The sequence below is a fragment of the Limnohabitans radicicola genome (genome assembly GCF_014837235.1).
Taxonomy (GTDB): domain Bacteria; phylum Pseudomonadota; class Gammaproteobacteria; order Burkholderiales; family Burkholderiaceae_C; genus Limnohabitans_A; species Limnohabitans_A radicicola.
In genome coordinates this window covers 949,715-969,369 of the sequence record NZ_JACYFT010000001.1, presented here as the reverse complement: position 1 = coordinate 969,369, position 19,655 = coordinate 949,715, and the positions used below count along the sequence as shown (strand labels likewise).

Sequence of the window (19,655 nt, the reverse complement as noted above, 5' to 3'; positions counted from 1 at the left end):
AATGGCACTTATTCCTGAACAGGAGACACCATGAGCGACACATCGGCTTTCGGCTTCGGCAAATTCGTTCCAGGTTTTGACTTCTTGCAAAACCTGTCGCAAACCGCTTCCAAAACCGCGCCCGCTGCGGGTGCGATTCCGGGCATGCCCAGCTGGGTGGCGCCCACGCTCAACGTGGAAGAAATCGACAAGCGCATTCAGGAGCTCAAGGCGGTGCAGTTCTGGCTGGAGCAAAACGGCACCGCGCTCAAGGCCACCATCCAGGCACTTGAAGTGCAGAAGATGACCCTGACCACCTTGCAGGGCATGAATGTGAGCATGGCCGACCTGGCCAAGGCCTTTACGGCCAAGGCGCCTGAAACCCCAGCACCCACGACCAAGCCAGAGCCCGAAACTGAAAAGGCCCCTGAGCCTGAGTTGACGGCAGAGCCTGAAGCTTCGTCCAACGCCAAGTCCAAACCCCAAGCCCAAGACGCTGCCGACAAACCAGCGGTTGACCCGATGGCCTGGTGGGGCTCGCTCACGCAGCAGTTCCAGAACATCGCGGGTGCTGCCATGAAAGACGTGGCGGCCGAAGCCATGAAGGCCCAGGCCGCTGCCCAAACGGCTGCCAGTGCGAAGACCAAGACGGCCAAGCCTGCGGGCACCCGAGCCGCCGCACCGGCTGCCCAAAAAACCGCCAGCCCAAAAGCTGCCGTCAAAAAATCGCCCGCCAAAAAGGCCGCGCGCAAAACGCCTGCCCGCAAGCGCCCCGCCGCATGAAGCTGTTCCCCAGTGGTCATGCCACGCACCCGCAGTGGCGCATGGCTGCAGGCCTGGCCATGGCTCAGCTGCGTGCGCAGATGGCTTTGCCCGACTTTGCCGCTGCGCCTGGCCTGGGGCTGCTCTACATCACCGACCACTACGCCCCCGAGGCGCAGGCCATCCTCGACCACCTGCGCGAAGAGCTGCCGGGCGTCACCGACTGGGTCGGTTGCACGGGCGTGGGCATCGCGGCCAGTGGGGCCGAGTATTGGGACGAGCCTGCGCTGGCGATCATGCTGTGCGATTTGCCGCCTGAGCAATACCAGGTGTTCTCGGGTGTGGCGCCTTTGCCTGCCAGCTGGTGCGCACAAACCGCGTTGGTGCACGCCGAGCCGCAAACGCCGGAGCTGGCCGAGCTGATCGCCGAGCTGGCGAGCCGCACCACCAACAGCGCGCTCATGGGCGGCCTGGTGTCGAGCCGCCAGCAGTCGGTGCAGTTTGCGGTGAAGTCGGACGCTGCACGGGGCGTTTGGCAAGGTGGTTTGAGCGGTGTGGCCTTTGGCCCCGGAGTGGCCTGCATCACGCGTGTCACGCAGGGCTGCTTGCCCGTGGCGGGCGAGCACCACATCACCCGCGCCGACCAGCATGTGGTGTTGGAGCTGGACGCCGAGCCCGCGCTGGATGTGATGCTGCGCGAGCTCGACATCTCTTTGGACGAGCCGCAACGCGCCATTGCGGTGGTGCGCTCGACCCTGGTGGGCTTGAGCCTGCCTGGTGACGCGGCCGTGGGTCGCACGGGGCACCTGCAGCAGGACGTGCGGGTGCGCCACATCGTGGGGCTGGACCCGATGCGCCAGGGCGTGGCTGTGGCCGAGCATCTGGAGCCTGGCATGCGCTTGGTGTTTTGCCAGCGCGACCCCAAAGCGGCGCGTGCCGACCTGGTGCGCATCTGCGCCGAGATCCGCGAAGCGCTGGAGCCTGAAAGCCTGCCGCTGGAGGCGGCTTTGCTGCAAAGCCCTGATGCCACGCAAACCCTGCCGGTGGGCGGCAGGCGCATCGCTGGAGCGGTGTATGTGAGCTGCACCGGCCGCGGCGGCGGCCACTTTGGCGGGCCCAGCGCTGAAATGCAGATCGTGCGCCACGCGCTGGGCGATGTGCCGCTGGTCGGGTTCTACGCCGCAGGGGAGATCGCCGGGCACCAGCTCTACGGCTACACCGGGGTGTTGACGGTGTTCGTCGGCGATTGAGTCGCGGGCCTTGGGGAGCATCGCCATCCTTATGCTTTCCAGATGTGTGTCCTGCTAATCTGATCGGACATGGCACCCCCCTTGTTCGTCAAACGCACCCCCTCTTTCTGGCCAGCCATTGCCATTTGGGCGATTTTTGCTGTGCTCATGGTGGCACTCGATGGCGTCTGGAGCCTGGGCAACCTGGCCCTGCTGTTGGTGCTGTGCAGCACGCTGGCGAGTTTCTGGTTGTCGGCGGGCGTGTCGGTGGTGGTGTCGGCCGCAGCCGTGGCTTGGTTCAACTGGTTTGCGGTGCCGCCACGCTTCACTTTCCATGTCGAGCTGCACCAAGATTTGTTGTTGCTGGTGACGCTGCTGTGTACCAGCAGCGTGATCAGCGTGCTCATGGCCCGCTTGCGCAGCCACGCCCTGGCGCAAGAGCAGGTGGCCGAGCAGGCACAGCGGCAGCAAACACTGGCCACCCAGCTGCAGCAGGCGCTCAGCGTGCCCGAGCAAGTCCGTGCTGCCCAGAGCCTTTTGTCCGATTGGACCGGATGCGCCGTGTCCTTGCTGCTGCGCACCGAACAGGGCGATGCGTGGTTCGGCCCAGCAGACCAGAGCGCGCCCTCGGCCGCCTTGCAGCCGCTGCTGGTGGCCTGCATCCAGGAGCAGAACGCGATTGGACCGGGGGCAGGGCGTTACGAGAGCCTGCCAGCGTTGGTTTTGCCCTTGCGCGCTGGGGTGCGCGTGATCGGTGCACTGGCGTTGGACCCTGAGAGGGTGCGTGAGCCGCCCGTGTCATTGGCCCACTTGCACCATCTGGCCCGGCTGCTGGCCGATGAAATCGAGCGACTGCAGTCGCGCCAGCAGGCGCAAGAAGCCCACGCGCATTTGCAGACCCAGCAGCTTCGCAACACTTTGCTGGCGGCCATCTCGCACGATTACCGCACGCCGCTGGCCACCATCACCGGGGCAGCCTCGGCCATGGCGCAGCAGGCCGAGCAGGGGCATGACCCGCACGTGGTGCGGCAGGCTCAGACCATCCTGGCCGAGGCCGAACATTTGCACCGCATGACCACCCACACGCTCCAACTGGCACGCCTGGATGCGCTGGACGCCCCCCTGCAATGCAGCTGGGAGTCGGTCGAAGAACTGTGGGGTGTGGTGCTGGCGTCCGCCCGCAGGCGCTACCCTGAGCGCACGATCCAAGCCCATGTCCCGCCAGGTTTGCCCCTGCTGTGGTGCGAGCCCATCTTGCTGGTGCAGCTCTTTGAAAACCTGGTGGACAACGCCATCCACCACAGCCCGGTCGATGCACCCGTGCGCCTGGAGGCGCGGCCCGTGGACGGAGCGATCGAGCTGGACGTGATGGACCGGGGCGTGGGTATCCCGGCCGAATGGCACGACAAGGTTTTTGAGCCGTTTTGCCGCATGCCGAGTGTGCAGCGACCCGACCCGAACCAGGACGCCATGGCCCGCCGTGGCATGGGCTTGGGTCTGGCGCTGTGCCGTGCCATTGCCAAGGCGCACCAGGCCATGATCTGGATCGAGGCGCGCGAAGGCGGCGGCACGGTGGTGCGCTTGCGCATGCCCATGCGCAGCCAACCCACGACCGCAGCCGAAGTGACACAGGAGCCGCAAACATGAGCATGCATGTGCTGCTGGTGGAAGACGACCGTGCGCTGCGCCAGACCCTGCAGTCGGCCCTGCAGACCGAGGGCTACGCCGTCACCGGATCGGGCAGTTGTGCCGACGCTTTGGCCTTGCTGACGCACCACCCGCAGCCGTTTGACTTGGTGGTGCTGGATCTGGGTTTGCCCGATGCCGATGGCAGCGATTTGCTGGCCTGGATTCGCCAGCACCGCAGCTTGCCAGTGCTGGTGATTTCGGCCCGCCACGACGATGCGGGAAAGGTGCGCCTGCTGGACGCCGGGGCCGACGATTACCTGGTCAAGCCCTTCAGCGTTCAGGAGTTGTTGGCCCGCATGCGTGTGAGCCTGCGCCACCGCGGCGTGCAGGTGCAGGCCTCGGTGACGCACTACAGCGTGGGCGGCTTGCAGATCGATCTGGCGCGGCACACGGTGCAACTGCACGGCCAGGCGGTGCGCCTGACGCCGACCGAGTTCAAGCTGCTGGCCCGCCTGGTGCGGCAGGCGGGGCAAGTGGTCACGCACCGCCAGTTGCTGGTCGATGTGTGGGGCGCAGAGCATGTGGACCAGGTGCATTACCTGCGCCTGTACATGGGGCAGCTGCGGGCCAAGCTCGAAGCCGTCCCGGCCGAGCCGCAATGGCTGTTGACCGAGCCTGGTGTGGGTTACAAGTTGGCCGAAGCCGTGGGCTGATCGGCCGCACAGGCGGCCCCCACCGCAGGGGCACTTATGCGTTCCTGATGTGTACTCGGGCAAGCTGTGGTTCTGTTCACTGCTTGCTGACAACATGTCTTCTTCTGTTTCGCAGGGCTCGGCCCACAACGCCCGCCATGGTTTAGGAGCGCTCACGCTGGCCGCGCTCGGCGTGGTCTATGGCGACATTGGCACCAGCCCGCTCTACACCATCAAAGAGGTGTTTGCGCCGCACACCGGGGTGGCGCTCAACGCACACAACATCGTGGGTGTGGTGTCGGTCATCTTGTGGGCCTTGATGCTGGTGGTCACGCTCAAATACGTGATCCTGATCCTGCGCGCCGACAACCGGGGGGAAGGTGGCGGCTTGGCGCTGACTGCTTTGGCCGCGCGTGCCGTGCAGGACTCGCCGCGTTTGCGCCAGGTCTTGCTCATGCTGGGTTTGTTTGGCGCCACGCTGTTTTATGGGGACAGCATCATCACCCCGGCGATCTCGGTGATCGGTGCCATTGAAGGCATCGAGGTCATTACGCCAGCCTTGAGCCCCTATGTGGTGCCTTTGTCGGTGCTTGTGCTGGTGGGCTTGTTCGCGGTTCAGCGTTTTGGCACGCATTCGGTGGGGCGTTTCTTTGGTCCGGTGATCGTGCTGTGGTTCGTCATGCTCGGGGCCTTGGGTGTGGTGCACATCGCACATGAACCTGCCATCTTGCAAGCCCTCAATCCGGTGCACGCATGGCACTTTTTGGTGGATCGCGGCCCGATGGTACTGGCCGCTGTGGGCGCCATTGTCCTGGCGCTGACCGGCGCGGAAGCCTTGTATGCCGATATGGGCCACTTTGGCCGCAAACCCATCCAGCTGGCCTGGAGCACGCTGGTGTTGCCAGGGCTGGCGCTCAACTACATGGGCCAGGGTGCTTTGCTGATGCAAGACCCCACGGCCCTTGCGAACCCGTTTTACCGGATGTTCCCCGAGTCCTGGATGGTGGGCGCGGTGGTGCTGTCCACGCTGGCGGCCATCATCGCTTCGCAGGCAGTGATTTCGGGCGCGTACTCCATGACGCGGCAGGCCATCTTGCTGGGCTTTTTGCCGCGCATGGACATCCACTTCACCTCAGAGAAAGAGTCGGGCCAGATTTTCATTCCGGCGGTCAACCGCGCTTTGCTGGTGGGCGTGGTGCTGGCGGTGCTGGCCTTTAAAAGCTCGTCGGCCCTGGCCGGGGCTTATGGCATTGCGGTCACGCTGACCATGGCCATCACCACCGCGTTGACGTTTTTTGTCATCTACAAAGCTTGGAAGTTGCCGCTGGCGCTGGCGCTGGGGGCCACAGGCTTTTTCCTGGTGGTGGACTTGTTTTTGTTCGCCGGTTGCGCCATCAAGCTGTGGGACGGCGGCTGGTTCCCGCTGGCCATGGGCTTGCTGTTGTTCCTGATCATGACCACCTGGGCACGCGGTCGGGAGTTGCTGGTCGAGACCATTCGGCAAGACGGCCTGGAGTTGGCCTCGTTCATCGAGATGCTTGAAGCCCATCCACCGCACAGCGTGCCGCGCACAGCGGTGTATCCGGTGGCCAATCCGGAGACGGTGCCGCAAGCCATGCTGCACAACATCAAGCACAACCAGGTTTTGCACGCGCAAAACGTGATCCTCACCGTGCAGTTTGACGAAGTGCCATGGGTGGCTGAGCAAGACCGCTTGCAGGTGCAGCCGCTGGGCCAGCACTTCTGGCGCGTGGTGGTGCGCTATGGCTTCATGAACAACCCCGATGTGCCCCAGGCCCTGAGCGGCTGTGCTGCTTATGGTCTGAACATTCCGGCGTTTGAAACCACGTATTTCCTCAGCCGCGAAACCGTGGTGTCTACCCCCGGCACGGGTATGGTGCAGTGGCGTGAAAAACTGTTTGCCGCCATGAACCGCAATGCCAGCGGCGTGGTGGAGTTCTTCCGCTTGCCCGACAACGCGGTGGTCGAGCTGGGCACCCGGGTGCAGATTTGAGGGGTCTGCACCCGCTGTTCACACGCCCCGCGCGCGGTCGCTCTTGAACTGCGCCCGGAACTGCGAGAACTGGCCCGCGTCGAGCGACTCGCGCACTTCGCGCATCAGGTTCAGGTAGTAGTGCAGGTTGTGGATGGTGGTGAGCATGGGGCCGAGCATTTCGCCGCAGCGGTCCAGGTGGTGCATGTAAGCGCGGCTGAAACCGTCTCGGCCGCCTTGGTCCCACGACACGCCTGAAGCGCCTGCGCAGGCATGGCAGGTGCAACTGGTGTCGAGCGGTTGCGGGTCGTTTTTGTGGCGGGCGTTGCGCAGCTTCAGGTCGCCAAAGCGGGTGAACACGGTGCCGTTGCGGGCGTTGCGGGTGGGCATCACGCAGTCGAACATGTCCACGCCATCGGCCACGCCTTGCACCAGGTCTTCGGGCGTGCCCACGCCCATCAGGTAGCGGGGCTTGTGCGCGGGCAGGCGATGCGGCGTGTGCGCCATGATTTGCAGCATCTGCTCTTTGGGTTCGCCCACGCTCACGCCACCAATGGCGTAGCCGGGGAAGTCCATCTCCACCAGCGCTTCGAGGGATTCCTGGCGCAGGTTCTCGAACATGCCGCCCTGCACAATGCCAAACAGGGCGTTGGGGTTTTCCAGGCGCGCAAATTCGTCCTTGCTGCGCACGGCCCAGCGGCGGCTCATCTCCATTGATTTGCGCGCCTCGGCTTCGGTCGTCAGGTGGCCCTTGGTCTCGTAAGGCGTGCACTCGTCGAGCTGCATCACGATGTCCGAGTTCAGGATGGTCTGGATTTGCATGCTCACCTCGGGCGACATGAAGAGCTTGTCGCCGTTCACGGGGCTGGCAAAGGTCACACCTTCTTCGGTGATCTTGCGCATCTCGCCCAGCGACCAGACCTGGAAACCGCCCGAGTCGGTCAGAATGGGTTTGTCCCATTTTTCAAACTGATGCAGGCCGCCAAAGCCTTTCATGATGTCCAGGCCCGGGCGCATCCACAGGTGGAAGGTGTTGCCCAAAATGATCTGCGCACCCATCTCGTGCAGGCTGCGCGGCATCACGCCCTTGACGGTGCCATACGTGCCGACCGGCATGAAGATGGGCGTTTGCACCACGCCATGGTTCAGGGTCAGCGTGCCGCGGCGGGCATGGCTGGAAGGGTCGGTTTTGAGCAGGTCGAATTGGAGCATGGCAGGGATTGTAGGAGGGCTAGTCTGTGCTGTCCCCAAAGCATTGAGCGACCAACTCGCGCAGCCATTGGTGCCCCGGGTCTTTGTGCAGCCGGGCGTGCCAGAACTGGTGGATGGCGCTGCCGTCCATGGTCAGCGGCAGTGGTCGGGTGGTCAGGGCAAAGGGCGCTGTCACGCGCTGCGCGAAACGCTCAGGCACGGTGGCGATCAGGTCCGAGTGGCCCAGTACATCGCCCAAAGCCACGTAGTGCGGGACCGTGAGGCGGATGCGCCGCTGCAGGCCTTGGCGCTCCAGCGCTTCATCCACTTGCCCGTGCCCGGTGCCTGCTGCTATGACGCGCACATGGCTGGCGGCGGCAAAGTCGTTGAGTGACAGTGCGGCGGCTGTTGCCAGCGGGTGGCCTTCGCGCATCAGACAGACATAAGGCTGGCGAAACAGCGCTTGCTGAAAAAAGCCCGCCTGCAGTTGCGGCAGCAGGCCCAGTGCCAAGTCGGTGCGGCCAGAGGCCATGTCGTCTTTGAGGCTGACGCTGGTCACGGCCACAACATTGAGCGTGACGCCTGGAGCAGATTGGGCCAGCGCGCCCATGAGCACGGGCAAAAAATACATCTCGCCCACATCGGTCATGGCCAGGGTAAAGCGCCGCTCGCTGGTGGTGGGGGCAAACGAGGCGCGCACATTGAGTGCTTGCTGCAGGCCGTCGAGCGCGGCGGCCACGGGCTCGGCCAGTTGCAGGGCGTAGGGTGTGGGCGCCATGCCGCGCTGGGTGCGCAAAAACAATTCGTCGCCCAGGCTGCTGCGCAGGCGGCCCAGTGCGCTGCTGACGGCGGGCTGGCTCATGCCCAGCACGGTGGCCACCGCCGACACGCGCTTTTCGCGCAGCAGATGGTGAAACACCAGCAGCAGGTTCAGGTCGAGGCGGGCGAGTTCCATGCTGTAGTGATATTCGAAAATTGGATAATGATTATCTTTGAATTTCGATTTACGGAATTCATTGCTTTGCGCATGATGCTTATCAAGAAATTTGAGGAGACGCCATGCGCGAACAACCCATCCACTGGGAAACCGAAGGCACCAGCCGTGTCCCGTTTGCTGTCTACACCGATGAAGACCGGCACAAAAAGGAGCTGGAGCGCTTCTTTTACAAAAGCCATTGGAGTTATGTGGGCCTGGAGGCCGAGATCCCGAACCCGGGCGACTTCAAGCGCACGGTGGTGGGCGAGCGCTCGGTCATCATGACGCGTGCCACCGACGGGCAGATCCATGTGGTCGAGAACGTCTGCGCCCACCGGGGCATGCAGTTTTGCCGCGAGCGCCACGGCAACAAAAAAGAGTTTGTCTGCCCTTACCACCAGTGGAGCTACACGCTCAAGGGCGACTTGCAGGGCGTGCCGTTTCGGCGCGGCGTGCGCCAAGACGGTAAGGTCAACGGCGGCATGCCCGCCGACTTTGACCCCAAGGACCACGGCCTCACAGCCCTGAAGGTGGCCACCCGAGGCGGGGTGGTGTTCGCGTCGTTCGACCACAGCGTCGAATCGCTCGAAGACTTCATGGGCCCGACCATCTTGCGTTACTTTGACCGCCTTTTCAACGGCCGCAAGCTGGTGGTGCTGGGCTACAACCGCCAGTGCATTCCGGGCAACTGGAAGCTGATGCAAGAGAACATCAAAGACCCCTACCACCCCGGCTTGCTGCACACGTGGTTTGTGACCTTTGGCCTTTGGCGTGCCGACAACAAGAGCGAGCTGCGCATGGATGCGCACCACCGCCACGCGGCCATGATCTCGACACGCGGCAGCGCGGGCCAGGCCACGGGGCAGGCGTCGCAGGTCACGCAGGTGAGCAGTTTCAAAGAGAGCATGCAGCTCAACGACCCGAGCTTTCTGGACATCGTGCCCGAGGCGTGGTGGCAGATGGACGACAAGATGCCCACGGCAGTGATGATGACGCTGTTCCCGAGCGTGATTTTTCAGCAGCAGGTCAACAGCGTGTCCACGCGGCACATCCAGCCCGATGGGCATGGCGCGTTTGACTTTGTCTGGACGCACTTCGGCTTTGAAGACGACACGCATGAGATGCACGAGCGCCGCCTGCGGCAGGCCAACCTGTTTGGCCCGGCTGGTTTTGTGAGCGCGGACGATGGCGAGGTGATCGAGTTCTCGCAACAGGCCTTTGAGACCAAGCCCGAGCACCGCATGCTGGTGGAGTTGGGCGGGCGCGATGTGGGCGAGACCGACCACATGGTGACCGAAACGCTCATCCGGGGCATGTACGAATACTGGCGCAAAGTGATGGAGGCTTGATGATGGTCGATATGCAAACCTGGTTCGGCATCCAGCAGCTCTATGCCGATTACGCCAGTGCTGTGGACAGCGGTCAGTGGGACCTGTGGCCCGAGTTCTTCACCGAGCAGTGCGTGTACAAACTGCAGCCGCGTGAAAACTTTGAGCGCGGCTTCCCGCTGTGTACCTTGTCGTTCACCAGCAAAGGCATGCTCAAAGACCGCGTGTACGGCATCCAGGAGACGCTGTACCACGACCCGTATTACCAGCGGCATGTGGTGGGTGCGCCCATCGTGCGACGCGTTCAAGACGGCCGCATCCACGCAGAAGCCAACTACGCCGTTTTCCGTACCAAATACGACAAAGAAAGCACGGTATTCAATGTGGGCCGCTACATCGACACCATTGTGCAAACGCCCGAGGGCTTCAAATTCGCCGAGCGCCTGTGCGTGTACGACAGCGAAATGATCCCCAACTCCATCATCTACCCGATCTGATCAAGAGCCCCCTATGAGCAACTGGATTGATGTGGCCGCCGAGGCCGATTTGTTTGAAGGCGCAGGCATTGCCGTCGCCCCCGAGGGCCAAGACATTGCCCTCTTCAGCGTGGAAGGCGAAGTCTTCGCCATCAACAACCTGTGCAGCCACGGTAACGCCAAGCTGTGCGACGGCTTTGTCGAAGGCCACCATGTGGAGTGTCCTTTTCACCAAGCGCAGTTCAGCTTGCGCGACGGTTCAGTGGCCTGCGGCCCGGCCACGGAGCCTGCCAAGACCTGGCCGGTCAAGATCGAAGGCGGGCGGGTGTTGCTTCAGTTGGACTGAGCTGCAGGTGCGGTGCGCGTCAGCAGCATCGCATCGCCATAGCTGAAGAAGCGGTACTTCTGCGCGATCGCATGGCGGTACAGCCCCATGATGTGATCGTAGCCCGCAAAGGCGCTGACCAGCATCATCAGCGTGCTCTTGGGCAGATGGAAGTTGGTGATCAGGCGGTCCACCACTTTGAACGCAAACCCCGGCGTGATGAAAATCTGCGTGTCGCCGCTGGCCTGATTGAATTGGGCCCACGACTCCAATGTGCGCACCGTGGTCGTACCCACCGCCACCACTTGGCCGCCACGGGCCTTGCACGCGGCAATGGCCTGCTGTGTGGCTTGGGGCACCTCGTACCACTCGCTGTGCATGGTGTGCTCGGCAATGTTTTCGGTTTTGACGGGCTGGAACGTGCCCGCACCCACATGCAGTGTCACGCTGGCGCGCTGCACGCCCCGGGTATCCAGCGCGGCCAGCAGGGCTTCATCAAAATGGAGCGCGGCTGTGGGCGCAGCCACCGCACCGGGCGCACGCGCAAACACGGTCTGGTAGCGCTGGGCGTCTTCTGCGGTGTCGGTGTGCTCAATGTATGGCGGCAAAGGCACATGGCCGTGCTTTTCCATCAGCGCATGCGGCTCGTCGCTCAGCTGCAGGTGAAACAGCTGGCCGTTTTCATCGGGCCAGCGGCCCAGCAGGGTGGCATCAAACCCCCCGTTCTGCGCGCCGCCCATCATGAACATCTTCCCGCCCACCAGGGGCTTCTTGCTGACCTTCATGTGCGCGACCACCTGGTGGCCGGGCAGCACGCGCTCGATCAGCAACTCCAGTTTTCCGCCCGTGGCCTTCTCGCCAAAGATGCGTGCCTTGATCACCTTGGTGTCGTTGAAGACCAGCAGGTCGCCAGGGTTGAGCAAATTGGGCAGTTCGCGGAAGATGCGGTCGACCACCGCAGGCGAAGACCCATCCAGCAAACGCGAGCCGCTGCGTTCGGCAGCCGGGTGCTGGGCAATCAGTTCGGGGGGCAGCTCAAAGTCGAAATCGCTGAGCGTGAAAGAGCGGGAGGCAGATGCAGACATGGTTCAGGGCTGGACAGGCCCGTGCGAATGAACAAGGTGCGCATTGTGCCTCAAGCGTCCGCAAAGCCACGGCACAATGTGAGGCATGTCCGAGAGTCCCTCGTCCCCCGCCAAAACCCTGACCGCCCCGCAAAAAGCGCTGCGCAAGCTGGGGTTGGTGCGCGACATCGATCTGGCGCTGCATTTGCCGCTGCGCTATGAAGACGAGACCTGGATCGTGAAACTGGCCGATGCCCGCGAGGGCGACACGGTACAGATCGAGGCCACGGTCACCGCTTGCGAGATCACGATGCGCCCGCGTCGCCAGTTGCTGGTGACGGTGGACGACGGTTCAGACACCTGCGTGATGCGGTTTTTCAGTTTTTACCCCTCGCACCAGAAGGCGCTGGCGGTGGGCAACCGCATTCGCGCACGGGGCGAGGTGCGTGGCGGCTTCATGGGTCTGACCATGATGCACCCGCATTTCAAGGCGGCGGGCGGTGCCTTGTCCACGGCGCTGACACCTGTGTACCCCACGGTGGCGGGTTTGCCGCAGCCGTATTTGCGCCGTGCTGTCATCACCGGGCTGAACCATGCGGACCTGAGCGAGACCTTGCCACCGCAAGCGCCTTGGCCAGACCGTCGCGGGCCCTGGTCGCTGCGCGATGCGCTGCAGTTTTTGCACCACCCCACGCCCGATGTGTCGATGGCCGCGCTCGAAGACCGCAGCCACCCGGCCTGGATTCGCCTGAAGTGCGAGGAGTTGCTGGCGCAGCAGCTGTCGCAGCTGACGGCCAAGCGCGAGCGCGACCGTTTGCGCGCGCCACAGTTGCGCCAAAAGCCGGGCGGTTTGCACGCCAGTCTGCTGGCGGCGCTGCCCTTTGGCCTCACAGGGGCCCAGCAGCGCGTGGGACAAGAGATTGCAGCTGACTTGGCGCGTGCCGTGCCCATGCACCGCTTGCTGCAAGGCGATGTGGGCGCAGGCAAGACGGTGGTGGCGGCGCTGGCCGCCATGGTGGCCATCGACGCGGGCTGGCAGTGCGCCCTGATGGCGCCGACCGAGATTTTGGCTACTCAGCACTTTGCCAAGCTGGTGGGCTGGCTGGAGCCTTTGGGCGTCAAGGTGGCTTGGTTGATTGGCAGCCAGAAAAAGAAAGAGCGCACGGCCATGCTGGGGATGGTCGCGTCGGGCGAAGCCGCGCTGGTGGTGGGCACGCACGCGGTCATTCAGGAGCATGTGAAGTTCAAGAACCTGGCGTTGGCCGTGATCGACGAGCAGCACCGCTTTGGCGTGGCCCAGCGCCTGGCTTTGCGCGGCAAGATGCAAGAAGGCGGTATGGAGCCGCACATGCTGATGATGAGCGCGACGCCCATCCCGCGCACACTGGCCATGAGCTACTACGCCGACTTGGATGTGTCGGTGATTGACGAGTTGCCGCCCGGGCGCACACCCATCGTGACGCGGGTGATTTCAGACAGTCGCCGCGACGAGGTGGTGCAGCGCATTGGTGCGCAACTGGCCCAGGGGCGGCAGGTGTACTGGGTGTGTCCGCTGATTGAAGAAAGCGAAGCGCTGGACTTGACCAACGCCACGCAAACCCATGCCGACCTGAGCGAGGCCTTGCCGGGCGTGATGGTGGGCCTGCTGCATTCGCGCATGCCCGTGGCCGAAAAGAAGGCGGTGATGGATTTGTTTACCAGTGGGCAAATGGGCGTGCTGGTCAGCACCACCGTGATCGAGGTGGGTGTGGATGTGCCCAATGCCTCGCTGATGGTGATCGAGCACGCCGAGCGCTTTGGCCTGAGCCAGTTGCACCAGTTGCGTGGTCGGGTGGGGCGGGGCGCGGCCGCGTCGGCCTGTGTGCTGCTGTACGGCACGGGCGACAGCGGTCGCCTGGGCGAGACGGCGCGTGAGCGCCTGCGCGCCATGGTGGAGACCACCGACGGCTTCGAGATCGCCCGGCGCGACCTCGAAATCCGTGGCCCGGGCGAGTTCCTCGGCGCCCGCCAGTCGGGCGCACCTTTGCTGCGTTTTGCCGATCTGGCCACCGACACGCCCTTGTTGGATTGGGCCCGCGAGTTGGCCCCGGTCATGCTGGACCGCTACCCGCCACTGGCCGAGCGCCACGTCAGCCGCTGGTTGGGTGGAAAATCGGAATATCTGAAAGCGTGAGCGAATGACCCTGACCGAGTTGAAATACATCGTGGCCGTTGCCCGCGAAAAGCACTTTGGCAAAGCCGCCGATGCTTGCCATGTGTCGCAGCCCACGCTGTCGCTGGCGATCAAGAAGCTCGAAGAGGAGCTGGAGGTCAAGTTGTTCGAGCGCACGGCGGGCGAGGTGACCGTGACGCCGCTCGGGCAAGAGATCGTTCGGCAGGCGCAAAGCGTGCTGGAGCAGGCGGCCGAGATCCGGGAGATCGCCAAGCGCGGCAAGGACCCGTTGGCAGGCATGATGCGGCTGGGCGTGATCTACACCATCGGACCCTACCTGCTGCCGGACCTGGTGCGCCAGATCATCTCGGACATCCCGCAAATGCCGCTGATGCTGCAAGAGAATTTCACCGTGCGCCTGCTGGAGATGCTGCGCACGGGCGAGATCGACTGCGCCATTCTGGCCGAGCCGTTCCCTGAGTCGGGTTTGGCGATCGCACCGCTGTACGACGAGCCGTTCATGGCGGCCCTGCCTGCGCAGCATGCGCTGGCGTCCCAGGCGTCCATCACCACCGACCAGCTCAAGAACGAGACCATGCTCTTGCTGGGCAATGGGCATTGCTTTCGGGACCATGTGCTGGAGGTGTGCCCCGAGTTCGCCCGCTACGCGAGCCAGACCGAGGGCATCCGCAAGACTTTTGAGGGCTCGTCGCTTGAAACCATCAAGCACATGGTGGCCGCAGGCATGGGGGTGACGCTGGTGCCCCGCCTGTCGGTGCCCGAGCCGTCTGACAAGTCCGGCTGGCAAGACGCGCCTGTGCGCTACCTGCCCGTGGTGGACCCGCAAGGCGGTCCGCCCCCCACGCGCCGCGTGGTGCTGGCATGGCGGCGCAGCTTCACCCGCTACGAAGCCATCGCGGCCATGCGCAACGCCATCTACGCCTGCCCTCTGCCAGGTGTGACACGACTTTCCTGAACGGTTGACCGATGTTGGGCAAACTCAAGCTGTACCTCGACCTGATCCGCTGGAACCGCCCGGCGGGCTGGCTGCTGCTGCTGTGGCCCTCGCTGGCCGCTTTGTGGGTGGCGGCCGGGGGCTTTCCGGGATGGCACCTGATGGTGGTGTTCACGCTGGGCACCATCCTCATGCGCAGCGCAGGTTGCTGCATCAATGATGTGGCCGACCGCGACTTTGACAAACACGTCAAGCGCACGGCCAATCGCCCGGTCACGAGCGGGCGTATCGGCACCCGCGAGGCTTTGCTGGTGGGCGCGGTGCTGGCCCTGTGCGCTTTTGGGTTGGTGCTGACCACCAACGCCGCCACCATCGCGTGGTCGTTCGCGGCGCTGGCAGTGACGCTGCTGTACCCCTATGCCAAGCGCCACGTGTCCATGCCGCAGGCGGTGCTGGGTGTGGCTTTCAGCTTCGGCATTCCGATGGCTTTTGCGGCAGTGCAGGGCGATGTGCCGCTGCTGGCCTGGGGCTTGCTGCTGGGTAACCTGTTTTGGGTGCTGGCCTACGACACCGAATACGCCATGGTGGACCGCGACGATGACCTGAAGATCGGCATGAAGACCTCGGCCATCACTTTGGGCGACAAGGATGTGCCCGCCATCATGGGGTTTTATGGAGCGTACCTGGCGATCTGGGCCGCCCTTTTGCCCGTGCCGCGCCAGAGCCCGCTGTTTGCCTTGGGCTGGGCGGTGGCGATTGCCCAGGTAGTCTGGCACTTCGGCCTGATCCGCCGGCGCACGCGCGAAGGCTGCTTCAAAGCCTTCCGTCTGAACCACTGGCTGGGGTTCAGCGTGTTCGCGGGCGTGGTGCTGGGTTACGGCTTCTGATCAGGCCTTGCCGAACTCGTCGCCCAGCTCGCGGGCGCGTTGTTCGGCCGCCTGCATGGCTTTCACAAAAGCGGGCTTGACGCCTGCGGCCTCCATGGCGGTGATGGCCGCATAGGTGGTGCCACCTTTGGAGGTGACGCGCTGGCGCAGGACTTCGGCCGACTCGCTCGATGCCGCCGCCAGCGACGAAGCGCCAGCAAAGGTGGCCACGGCCAGCTGGTAAGCCTGCTCGGCAGTCAGGCCCATGCCCACGCCTGCTTCGGTCATGGCTTCGAGGAAGAAAAACACATAAGCGGGGCCAGAGCCCGACAAGGCGGTGACGGCGTCCAGATGCGACTCCTGGTTCACCCACAGGAACTGGCCTGTGGTGCCAATGACTTTTTCGACCAGGGCCTTGTCGTCGGCCGTGACGGCCGGGCAGGGGTAGAGCGCGGTCATGCCCTGGCCCACCAGCGCCGGGGTGTTGGGCATGGAGCGCACCACGCGCTCGGTGCCCAGCCAGCTGCCGATGCTGTCGGTGCGGATGCCTGCGGCCACCGACAGGTGCAGCGCCTGCAGCGTGTGGGCCTTGACCGGGGTGGCGGCCTCGCTGAACACCTGCGGCTTGACGGCCCACACCACCAGGCTGGCCTGCGCCAAGGCCGGGCCAGCGGCGGGCAGGGCGGTAATGCCAAAGTCTTTGTGCAGCTTGGCGGCGGTCTCGGCAAAGGGCTCGACCACGGTGATTTGCGCGGTTGTCATGCCCTGGCGGATCAGGCCGCCGATGATGGCGCTGGCCATGTTGCCGCCGCCGATGAATGCGATGTGGGTTGGGTTGTGGCTCATGAAGGTGTCCCTGGGGTGTCGTACACGGAGGTCAATCCGGGAATTGTCGCTGTTTGTGGTCATGACTTTCAGGTAGTCTTGCTCGCATGGACTACATCCTTGCCATTGACCAGGGCACCACCAGTTCGCGGGCGGTGGTGTTTGACCGCGCAGGCCAGCCCGTGGCCATTGCCCAGCGTGAGTTCCAACAGCATTTTCCACAGCCCGGGTGGGTGGAGCACGATGCCACCGAGATCTGGCGCACGCAGCTGGCGGTCTTGCGCGAGGTGTTGCAGTGTGCAGGCATTTCGGCTCGGCAGGTGCGATCGATTGGGCTGACCAACCAGCGAGAGACCACGGTGCTGTGGGATCGCCGCACGGGCGAACCCGTCGCGCCCGCCATCGTCTGGCAGGACCGGCGAACGGCGGCCCGCTGCGATGCCTTGCGCGCCCAGGGTGCGCACCGCACCCTGGCCCGAAAAACCGGACTGGTGCTGGACGCGTATTTTTCAGGCACCAAGCTCGAATGGTTGCTGGACCACGTGCCCGGTGTCCGCGCGCGTGCCGAACGCGGTGAACTGGCTTTTGGCACCATCGACAGCTGGCTCCTCTGGAAGCTGACCGGCGGACGCATGCACGCAACCGACCCGAGCAACGCGTCGCGCACCTTGCTGTTCAATGTGCACACCCAGGACTGGGACGACAGCCTGCTGGCGCTGCTGCGCATCCCGCGCAGCGTGTTGCCGCAGGTGCTGCCGTCGTGCGGCGTGATGGGTGAAACCGACGCCGACATCTTGGGCCTGTCCATCCCGGTGGCCGGTTGCGCGGGTGACCAGCAGGCGGCCTTGTTTGGGCAGGCTTGCTTCACCCCTGGCATGGCCAAGAACACCTATGGCACGGGCTGCTTCATGCTGATGAACACGGGCAGCGCCCCGGTGGCGAGCCGCAACCAGCTGCTGACCACGGTCGCCTGGCAAGGGCCTGTCGGTGCGCCTGAGCCGCGCACGGCTTATGCGCTGGAAGGCTCGGTGTTCATGGCGGGTGCCACCGTGCAGTGGCTGCGCGACGGCTTGCAGATCATCCAATCGGCCGACGAAGTAGAGGTGCTGGCCGCCAGCGTGCCGGACACGGGCGATGTGTACCTGGTGCCAGCCTTTGCGGGTCTGGGTACGCCGGACTGGGACGGCCAAGCGCGTGGCACCCTGGTCGGCATGACGCGGGGCACCACCCGCGCACACCTGGCCCGAGCGGCACTCGAAGCGATCGCCTGGCAGTCGGCCGATGTGTTTGGTGCCATGGCGCGTGACAGTGGCCTGGCGCTCACCGAGTTGCGGGTGGATGGCGGTGCGAGCCGCAACAACCTGCTGATGCAGATCCAGGCCAATGTGCTGGGCGTGCCCGTGGTGCGCAGCCGCGTGACCGAGACCACGGCGCTGGGCGCGGCCTATTTGGCCGGGCTGGCCACGGGCTTCTGGTCCGGTGCCGATGAAATTGCCGCGCAATGGGCCGAGGACCGGCGCTTCGAGCCGCAATGGTCCGGGGTGCAACGCGAGGCAGGCATGGCCCGCTGGCGCGAGGCGGTGGACCGTTCCCGCCAATGGGCCCAGGCGTGAGCACGCACCCCTTGCCCACGCTGCGGGCGGATTTGCTGGCACGCCTGGCCGAGCCTCGCGTGTGGGACCTGGCCGTGGTGGGGGGTGGGGCTTCGGGGCTGGGTGTGGCCTTGCAGGCGGCCAACTTGGGCCTGAGCGTGCTGCTGCTGGAGGCGCATGACTTTGCGCAGGGCACCTCGTCGCGCTCGACCAAATTGCTGCATGGGGGTGTGAGGTATTTGGCCCAGGGGCATTTGTCGCTGGTGTACGAGGCGCTGCACGAGCGCCGTGCCGTGCTCGATGCCGCGCCGCACATCGCGCGCCCTTTGTCTTTTGTGATGCCCGCTTACCGATGGGGGGAGCAGGCGTTTTATGGCGCAGGCCTCAAGCTCTACGATGTGTTGGCCGGACGTGCCAGTCTGGGGCCAACCCGGTTTCTCAGTCGCGAAGCCACTTTGCAAGCGGTGCCTGGTGTTAAGGCCGAAGGTTTGCGCGGTGGTGTGCAGTACTGGGATGGCCAGTTTGACGATGCCCGGCTGGCGCTGGCGCTGGCCCGTACGGCTGCTTTGCATGGGGCGCTGGCCATCAACCACATGCCAGTGACGGGTCTGATCGAGGCGGGTGGCCGTGTGGCGGGGTTGCATGCCCGCGACGCCGAAACGGGGTGCGCGTTCGAGGTGCAGGCCCGTTGCGTGGTCAATGCCGCTGGCGTCTGGGTCGACGGCTTGCGTGGCATGGATGCCGAGACCCGTGGGCAAAGTGTGGCATCGCTGGTGCAGGCCAGTCAGGGCATCCACCTGGTGGTGGACCGTTCCTTTTGGCCTGGCGAGCAGGCCCTGCTGGTGCCCTCCACCCGCGATGGCCGGGTGCTTTTTGCTGTGCCGTGGCTGGGCAAGGTCTTGCTGGGCACGACGGACACCCCAAGAGCCGACGCCTTGCTGGAGCCGGTGCCCCTGAAAGAAGAGGTGGACCTGATCCTCCAGGAGGCAGGTCATTACTTGGTGCGTCAGCCCACGCGGGCCGATGTGCGCAGTGTCTGGGCGGGGCTGCGTCCATTGGTGAACAACGCCCAACAGGGCGGCGGCACCAGCCGCGTCAGTCGGGAGCACCGCATCGACATTTCCGAGTCGGGCTTGCTGACAGTGACGGGCGGCAAGTGGACCACTTTCCGGGCCATGGGCATTGATGTGCTCAAGACAGGCGCTGCTGCGGGCTTATTGCCGGCCGCGGCTGCGCAGCCCGCGCCGTGGTCGCCGCTGGTGGGCGCGTCGCCGCAGTCAGAGCGGCACCCGGGCATGGCTGCGCCCCCGGGCTGGCACAGCTATGGCGTGGATGCTGCTTATATTCAAGCCATGTCCGGCAGAGCTGCAGAGTGGTTGCCCGGCCTGAGCGAGGCCATGGTCCGTTTTGCTGCAAGGCATGAATACGCGAGAACGGTGGAAGACGTTTTGGCCCGGAGGTCGCGTCTCCTCATGCTGGACGCTCGTCTGGCCAGCCAGTGGGCGCCCCGGGTGGCTGAGGTGCTGCTGCAAGAGACGGGGATGGACCCGCATTTGCCCGATTTCGAGGCTTTGGCCCGGCAATACGCCCATTGCCCGTGAACTTTTTGCCTGAATTGGGC

17 protein-coding genes are annotated in these 19,655 nt (G+C 64.5%); 13 read left to right on the top strand and 4 right to left on the bottom strand.

Annotated elements, in window-relative coordinates; all coding sequences use genetic code 11:
* Positions 1 to 30: 30 nt before the first annotated feature.
* From IC609_RS04750 to IC609_RS04730, 5 genes are all read left to right on the top strand, one after another.
* Positions 31 to 762 (top strand): PhaM family polyhydroxyalkanoate granule multifunctional regulatory protein, encoded by a 732-nt coding sequence (locus tag IC609_RS04750; RefSeq protein ID WP_191818284.1) that lies wholly within the window; start codon positions 31 to 33, stop codon positions 760 to 762.
* Complete coding sequence (locus tag IC609_RS04745; RefSeq protein ID WP_191818283.1) at positions 759 to 1,991, top strand: FIST signal transduction protein; 1,233 nt, start codon at positions 759 to 761, stop codon at positions 1,989 to 1,991. The genes IC609_RS04750 and IC609_RS04745 overlap by 4 nt, the downstream gene beginning before the upstream one ends.
* 69 nt (positions 1,992 to 2,060) lie before the next feature.
* The gene (locus tag IC609_RS04740) at positions 2,061 to 3,617 is read left to right on the top strand and encodes an ATP-binding protein (protein WP_191818282.1); all 1,557 of its coding nucleotides are present in this window, start codon (positions 2,061 to 2,063) and stop codon (positions 3,615 to 3,617) included.
* Complete coding sequence (locus IC609_RS04735) at positions 3,614 to 4,312, top strand: response regulator (RefSeq protein WP_191818281.1); 699 nt, start codon at positions 3,614 to 3,616, stop codon at positions 4,310 to 4,312. Before IC609_RS04740 ends, IC609_RS04735 begins: the two co-directional genes overlap by 4 nt.
* A gap of 94 nt (positions 4,313 to 4,406) precedes the next feature.
* Positions 4,407 to 6,305, top strand: a complete 1,899-nt coding sequence (locus tag IC609_RS04730) for a potassium transporter Kup (RefSeq protein WP_191818280.1) — start codon at positions 4,407 to 4,409, stop codon at positions 6,303 to 6,305.
* Positions 6,306 to 6,323: 18 nt separating this feature from the next.
* On the opposite strand, the gene tgt is transcribed toward IC609_RS04730, so the two are convergent.
* Positions 6,324 to 7,496, bottom strand: a complete 1,173-nt coding sequence (gene tgt, locus IC609_RS04725) for a tRNA guanosine(34) transglycosylase Tgt (RefSeq protein WP_191818279.1) — start codon at positions 7,494 to 7,496, stop codon at positions 6,324 to 6,326.
* Positions 7,497 to 7,515: 19 nt separating this feature from the next.
* Positions 7,516 to 8,430, bottom strand: a complete 915-nt coding sequence (locus IC609_RS04720) for a LysR family transcriptional regulator (RefSeq protein WP_191818278.1) — start codon at positions 8,428 to 8,430, stop codon at positions 7,516 to 7,518.
* A gap of 104 nt (positions 8,431 to 8,534) precedes the next feature.
* On the opposite strand from IC609_RS04720, the gene IC609_RS04715 reads away from it, so the two are divergent.
* The 3 genes from IC609_RS04715 to IC609_RS04705 are packed head-to-tail and all read left to right on the top strand — an operon-like array spanning position 8,535 to position 10,601.
* On the top strand, positions 8,535 to 9,800 hold the full coding sequence (locus IC609_RS04715; protein ID WP_191818277.1) for an aromatic ring-hydroxylating dioxygenase subunit alpha: 1,266 nt from the start codon (positions 8,535 to 8,537) through the stop codon (positions 9,798 to 9,800).
* An 11-nt stretch (positions 9,801 to 9,811) separates the two neighbouring features.
* Complete coding sequence (locus IC609_RS04710; RefSeq protein ID WP_408610995.1) at positions 9,812 to 10,276, top strand: aromatic-ring-hydroxylating dioxygenase subunit beta; 465 nt, start codon at positions 9,812 to 9,814, stop codon at positions 10,274 to 10,276.
* A 13-nt stretch (positions 10,277 to 10,289) separates the two neighbouring features.
* Entirely contained in the window at positions 10,290 to 10,601 is a 312-nt protein-coding gene (locus IC609_RS04705; RefSeq protein ID WP_191818275.1) for a non-heme iron oxygenase ferredoxin subunit, read from the top strand.
* On the opposite strand, the gene queA is transcribed toward IC609_RS04705, so the two are convergent.
* On the bottom strand, positions 10,589 to 11,665 hold the full coding sequence (gene queA, locus IC609_RS04700; RefSeq protein ID WP_191818274.1) for a tRNA preQ1(34) S-adenosylmethionine ribosyltransferase-isomerase QueA: 1,077 nt from the start codon (positions 11,663 to 11,665) through the stop codon (positions 10,589 to 10,591). The genes IC609_RS04705 and queA overlap by 13 nt on opposite strands.
* Positions 11,666 to 11,750: 85 nt before the next feature.
* Here queA and recG point away from each other — a divergent pair, with 85 nt between their 5' ends.
* From recG to ubiA, 3 genes are read left to right on the top strand one after another with little or no spacing between them, the layout of a single operon-like run.
* Positions 11,751 to 13,817, top strand: coding sequence for an ATP-dependent DNA helicase RecG (gene recG, locus IC609_RS04695; protein WP_191818273.1), 2,067 nt, complete (start codon positions 11,751 to 11,753; stop codon positions 13,815 to 13,817).
* 4 nt (positions 13,818 to 13,821) lie between these two features.
* Positions 13,822 to 14,772: a LysR substrate-binding domain-containing protein gene (locus tag IC609_RS04690; protein ID WP_191818272.1), complete on the top strand. Its 951-nt coding sequence runs from the start codon at positions 13,822 to 13,824 to the stop codon at positions 14,770 to 14,772.
* A gap of 11 nt (positions 14,773 to 14,783) precedes the next feature.
* Positions 14,784 to 15,638, top strand: coding sequence for a 4-hydroxybenzoate octaprenyltransferase (gene ubiA, locus IC609_RS04685; protein ID WP_191818271.1), 855 nt, complete (start codon positions 14,784 to 14,786; stop codon positions 15,636 to 15,638).
* On the opposite strand, the gene proC is transcribed toward ubiA, so the two are convergent.
* Positions 15,639 to 16,463 carry a pyrroline-5-carboxylate reductase gene (proC, locus tag IC609_RS04680; protein ID WP_191818270.1) on the bottom strand — a complete coding sequence of 275 codons (825 nt, stop codon included), beginning with the start codon at positions 16,461 to 16,463 and terminating at the stop codon, positions 15,639 to 15,641.
* Positions 16,464 to 16,549: 86 nt separating this feature from the next.
* Between proC and glpK the strand changes: the two genes are divergently transcribed.
* On the top strand, positions 16,550 to 18,055 hold the full coding sequence (glpK, locus tag IC609_RS04675) for a glycerol kinase GlpK (RefSeq protein ID WP_191818269.1): 1,506 nt from the start codon (positions 16,550 to 16,552) through the stop codon (positions 18,053 to 18,055).
* Positions 18,040 to 19,635, top strand: coding sequence for a glycerol-3-phosphate dehydrogenase/oxidase (locus IC609_RS04670; protein ID WP_191818268.1), 1,596 nt, complete (start codon positions 18,040 to 18,042; stop codon positions 19,633 to 19,635). Before glpK ends, IC609_RS04670 begins: the two co-directional genes overlap by 16 nt.
* Positions 19,636 to 19,655 lie beyond the last annotated feature (20 nt).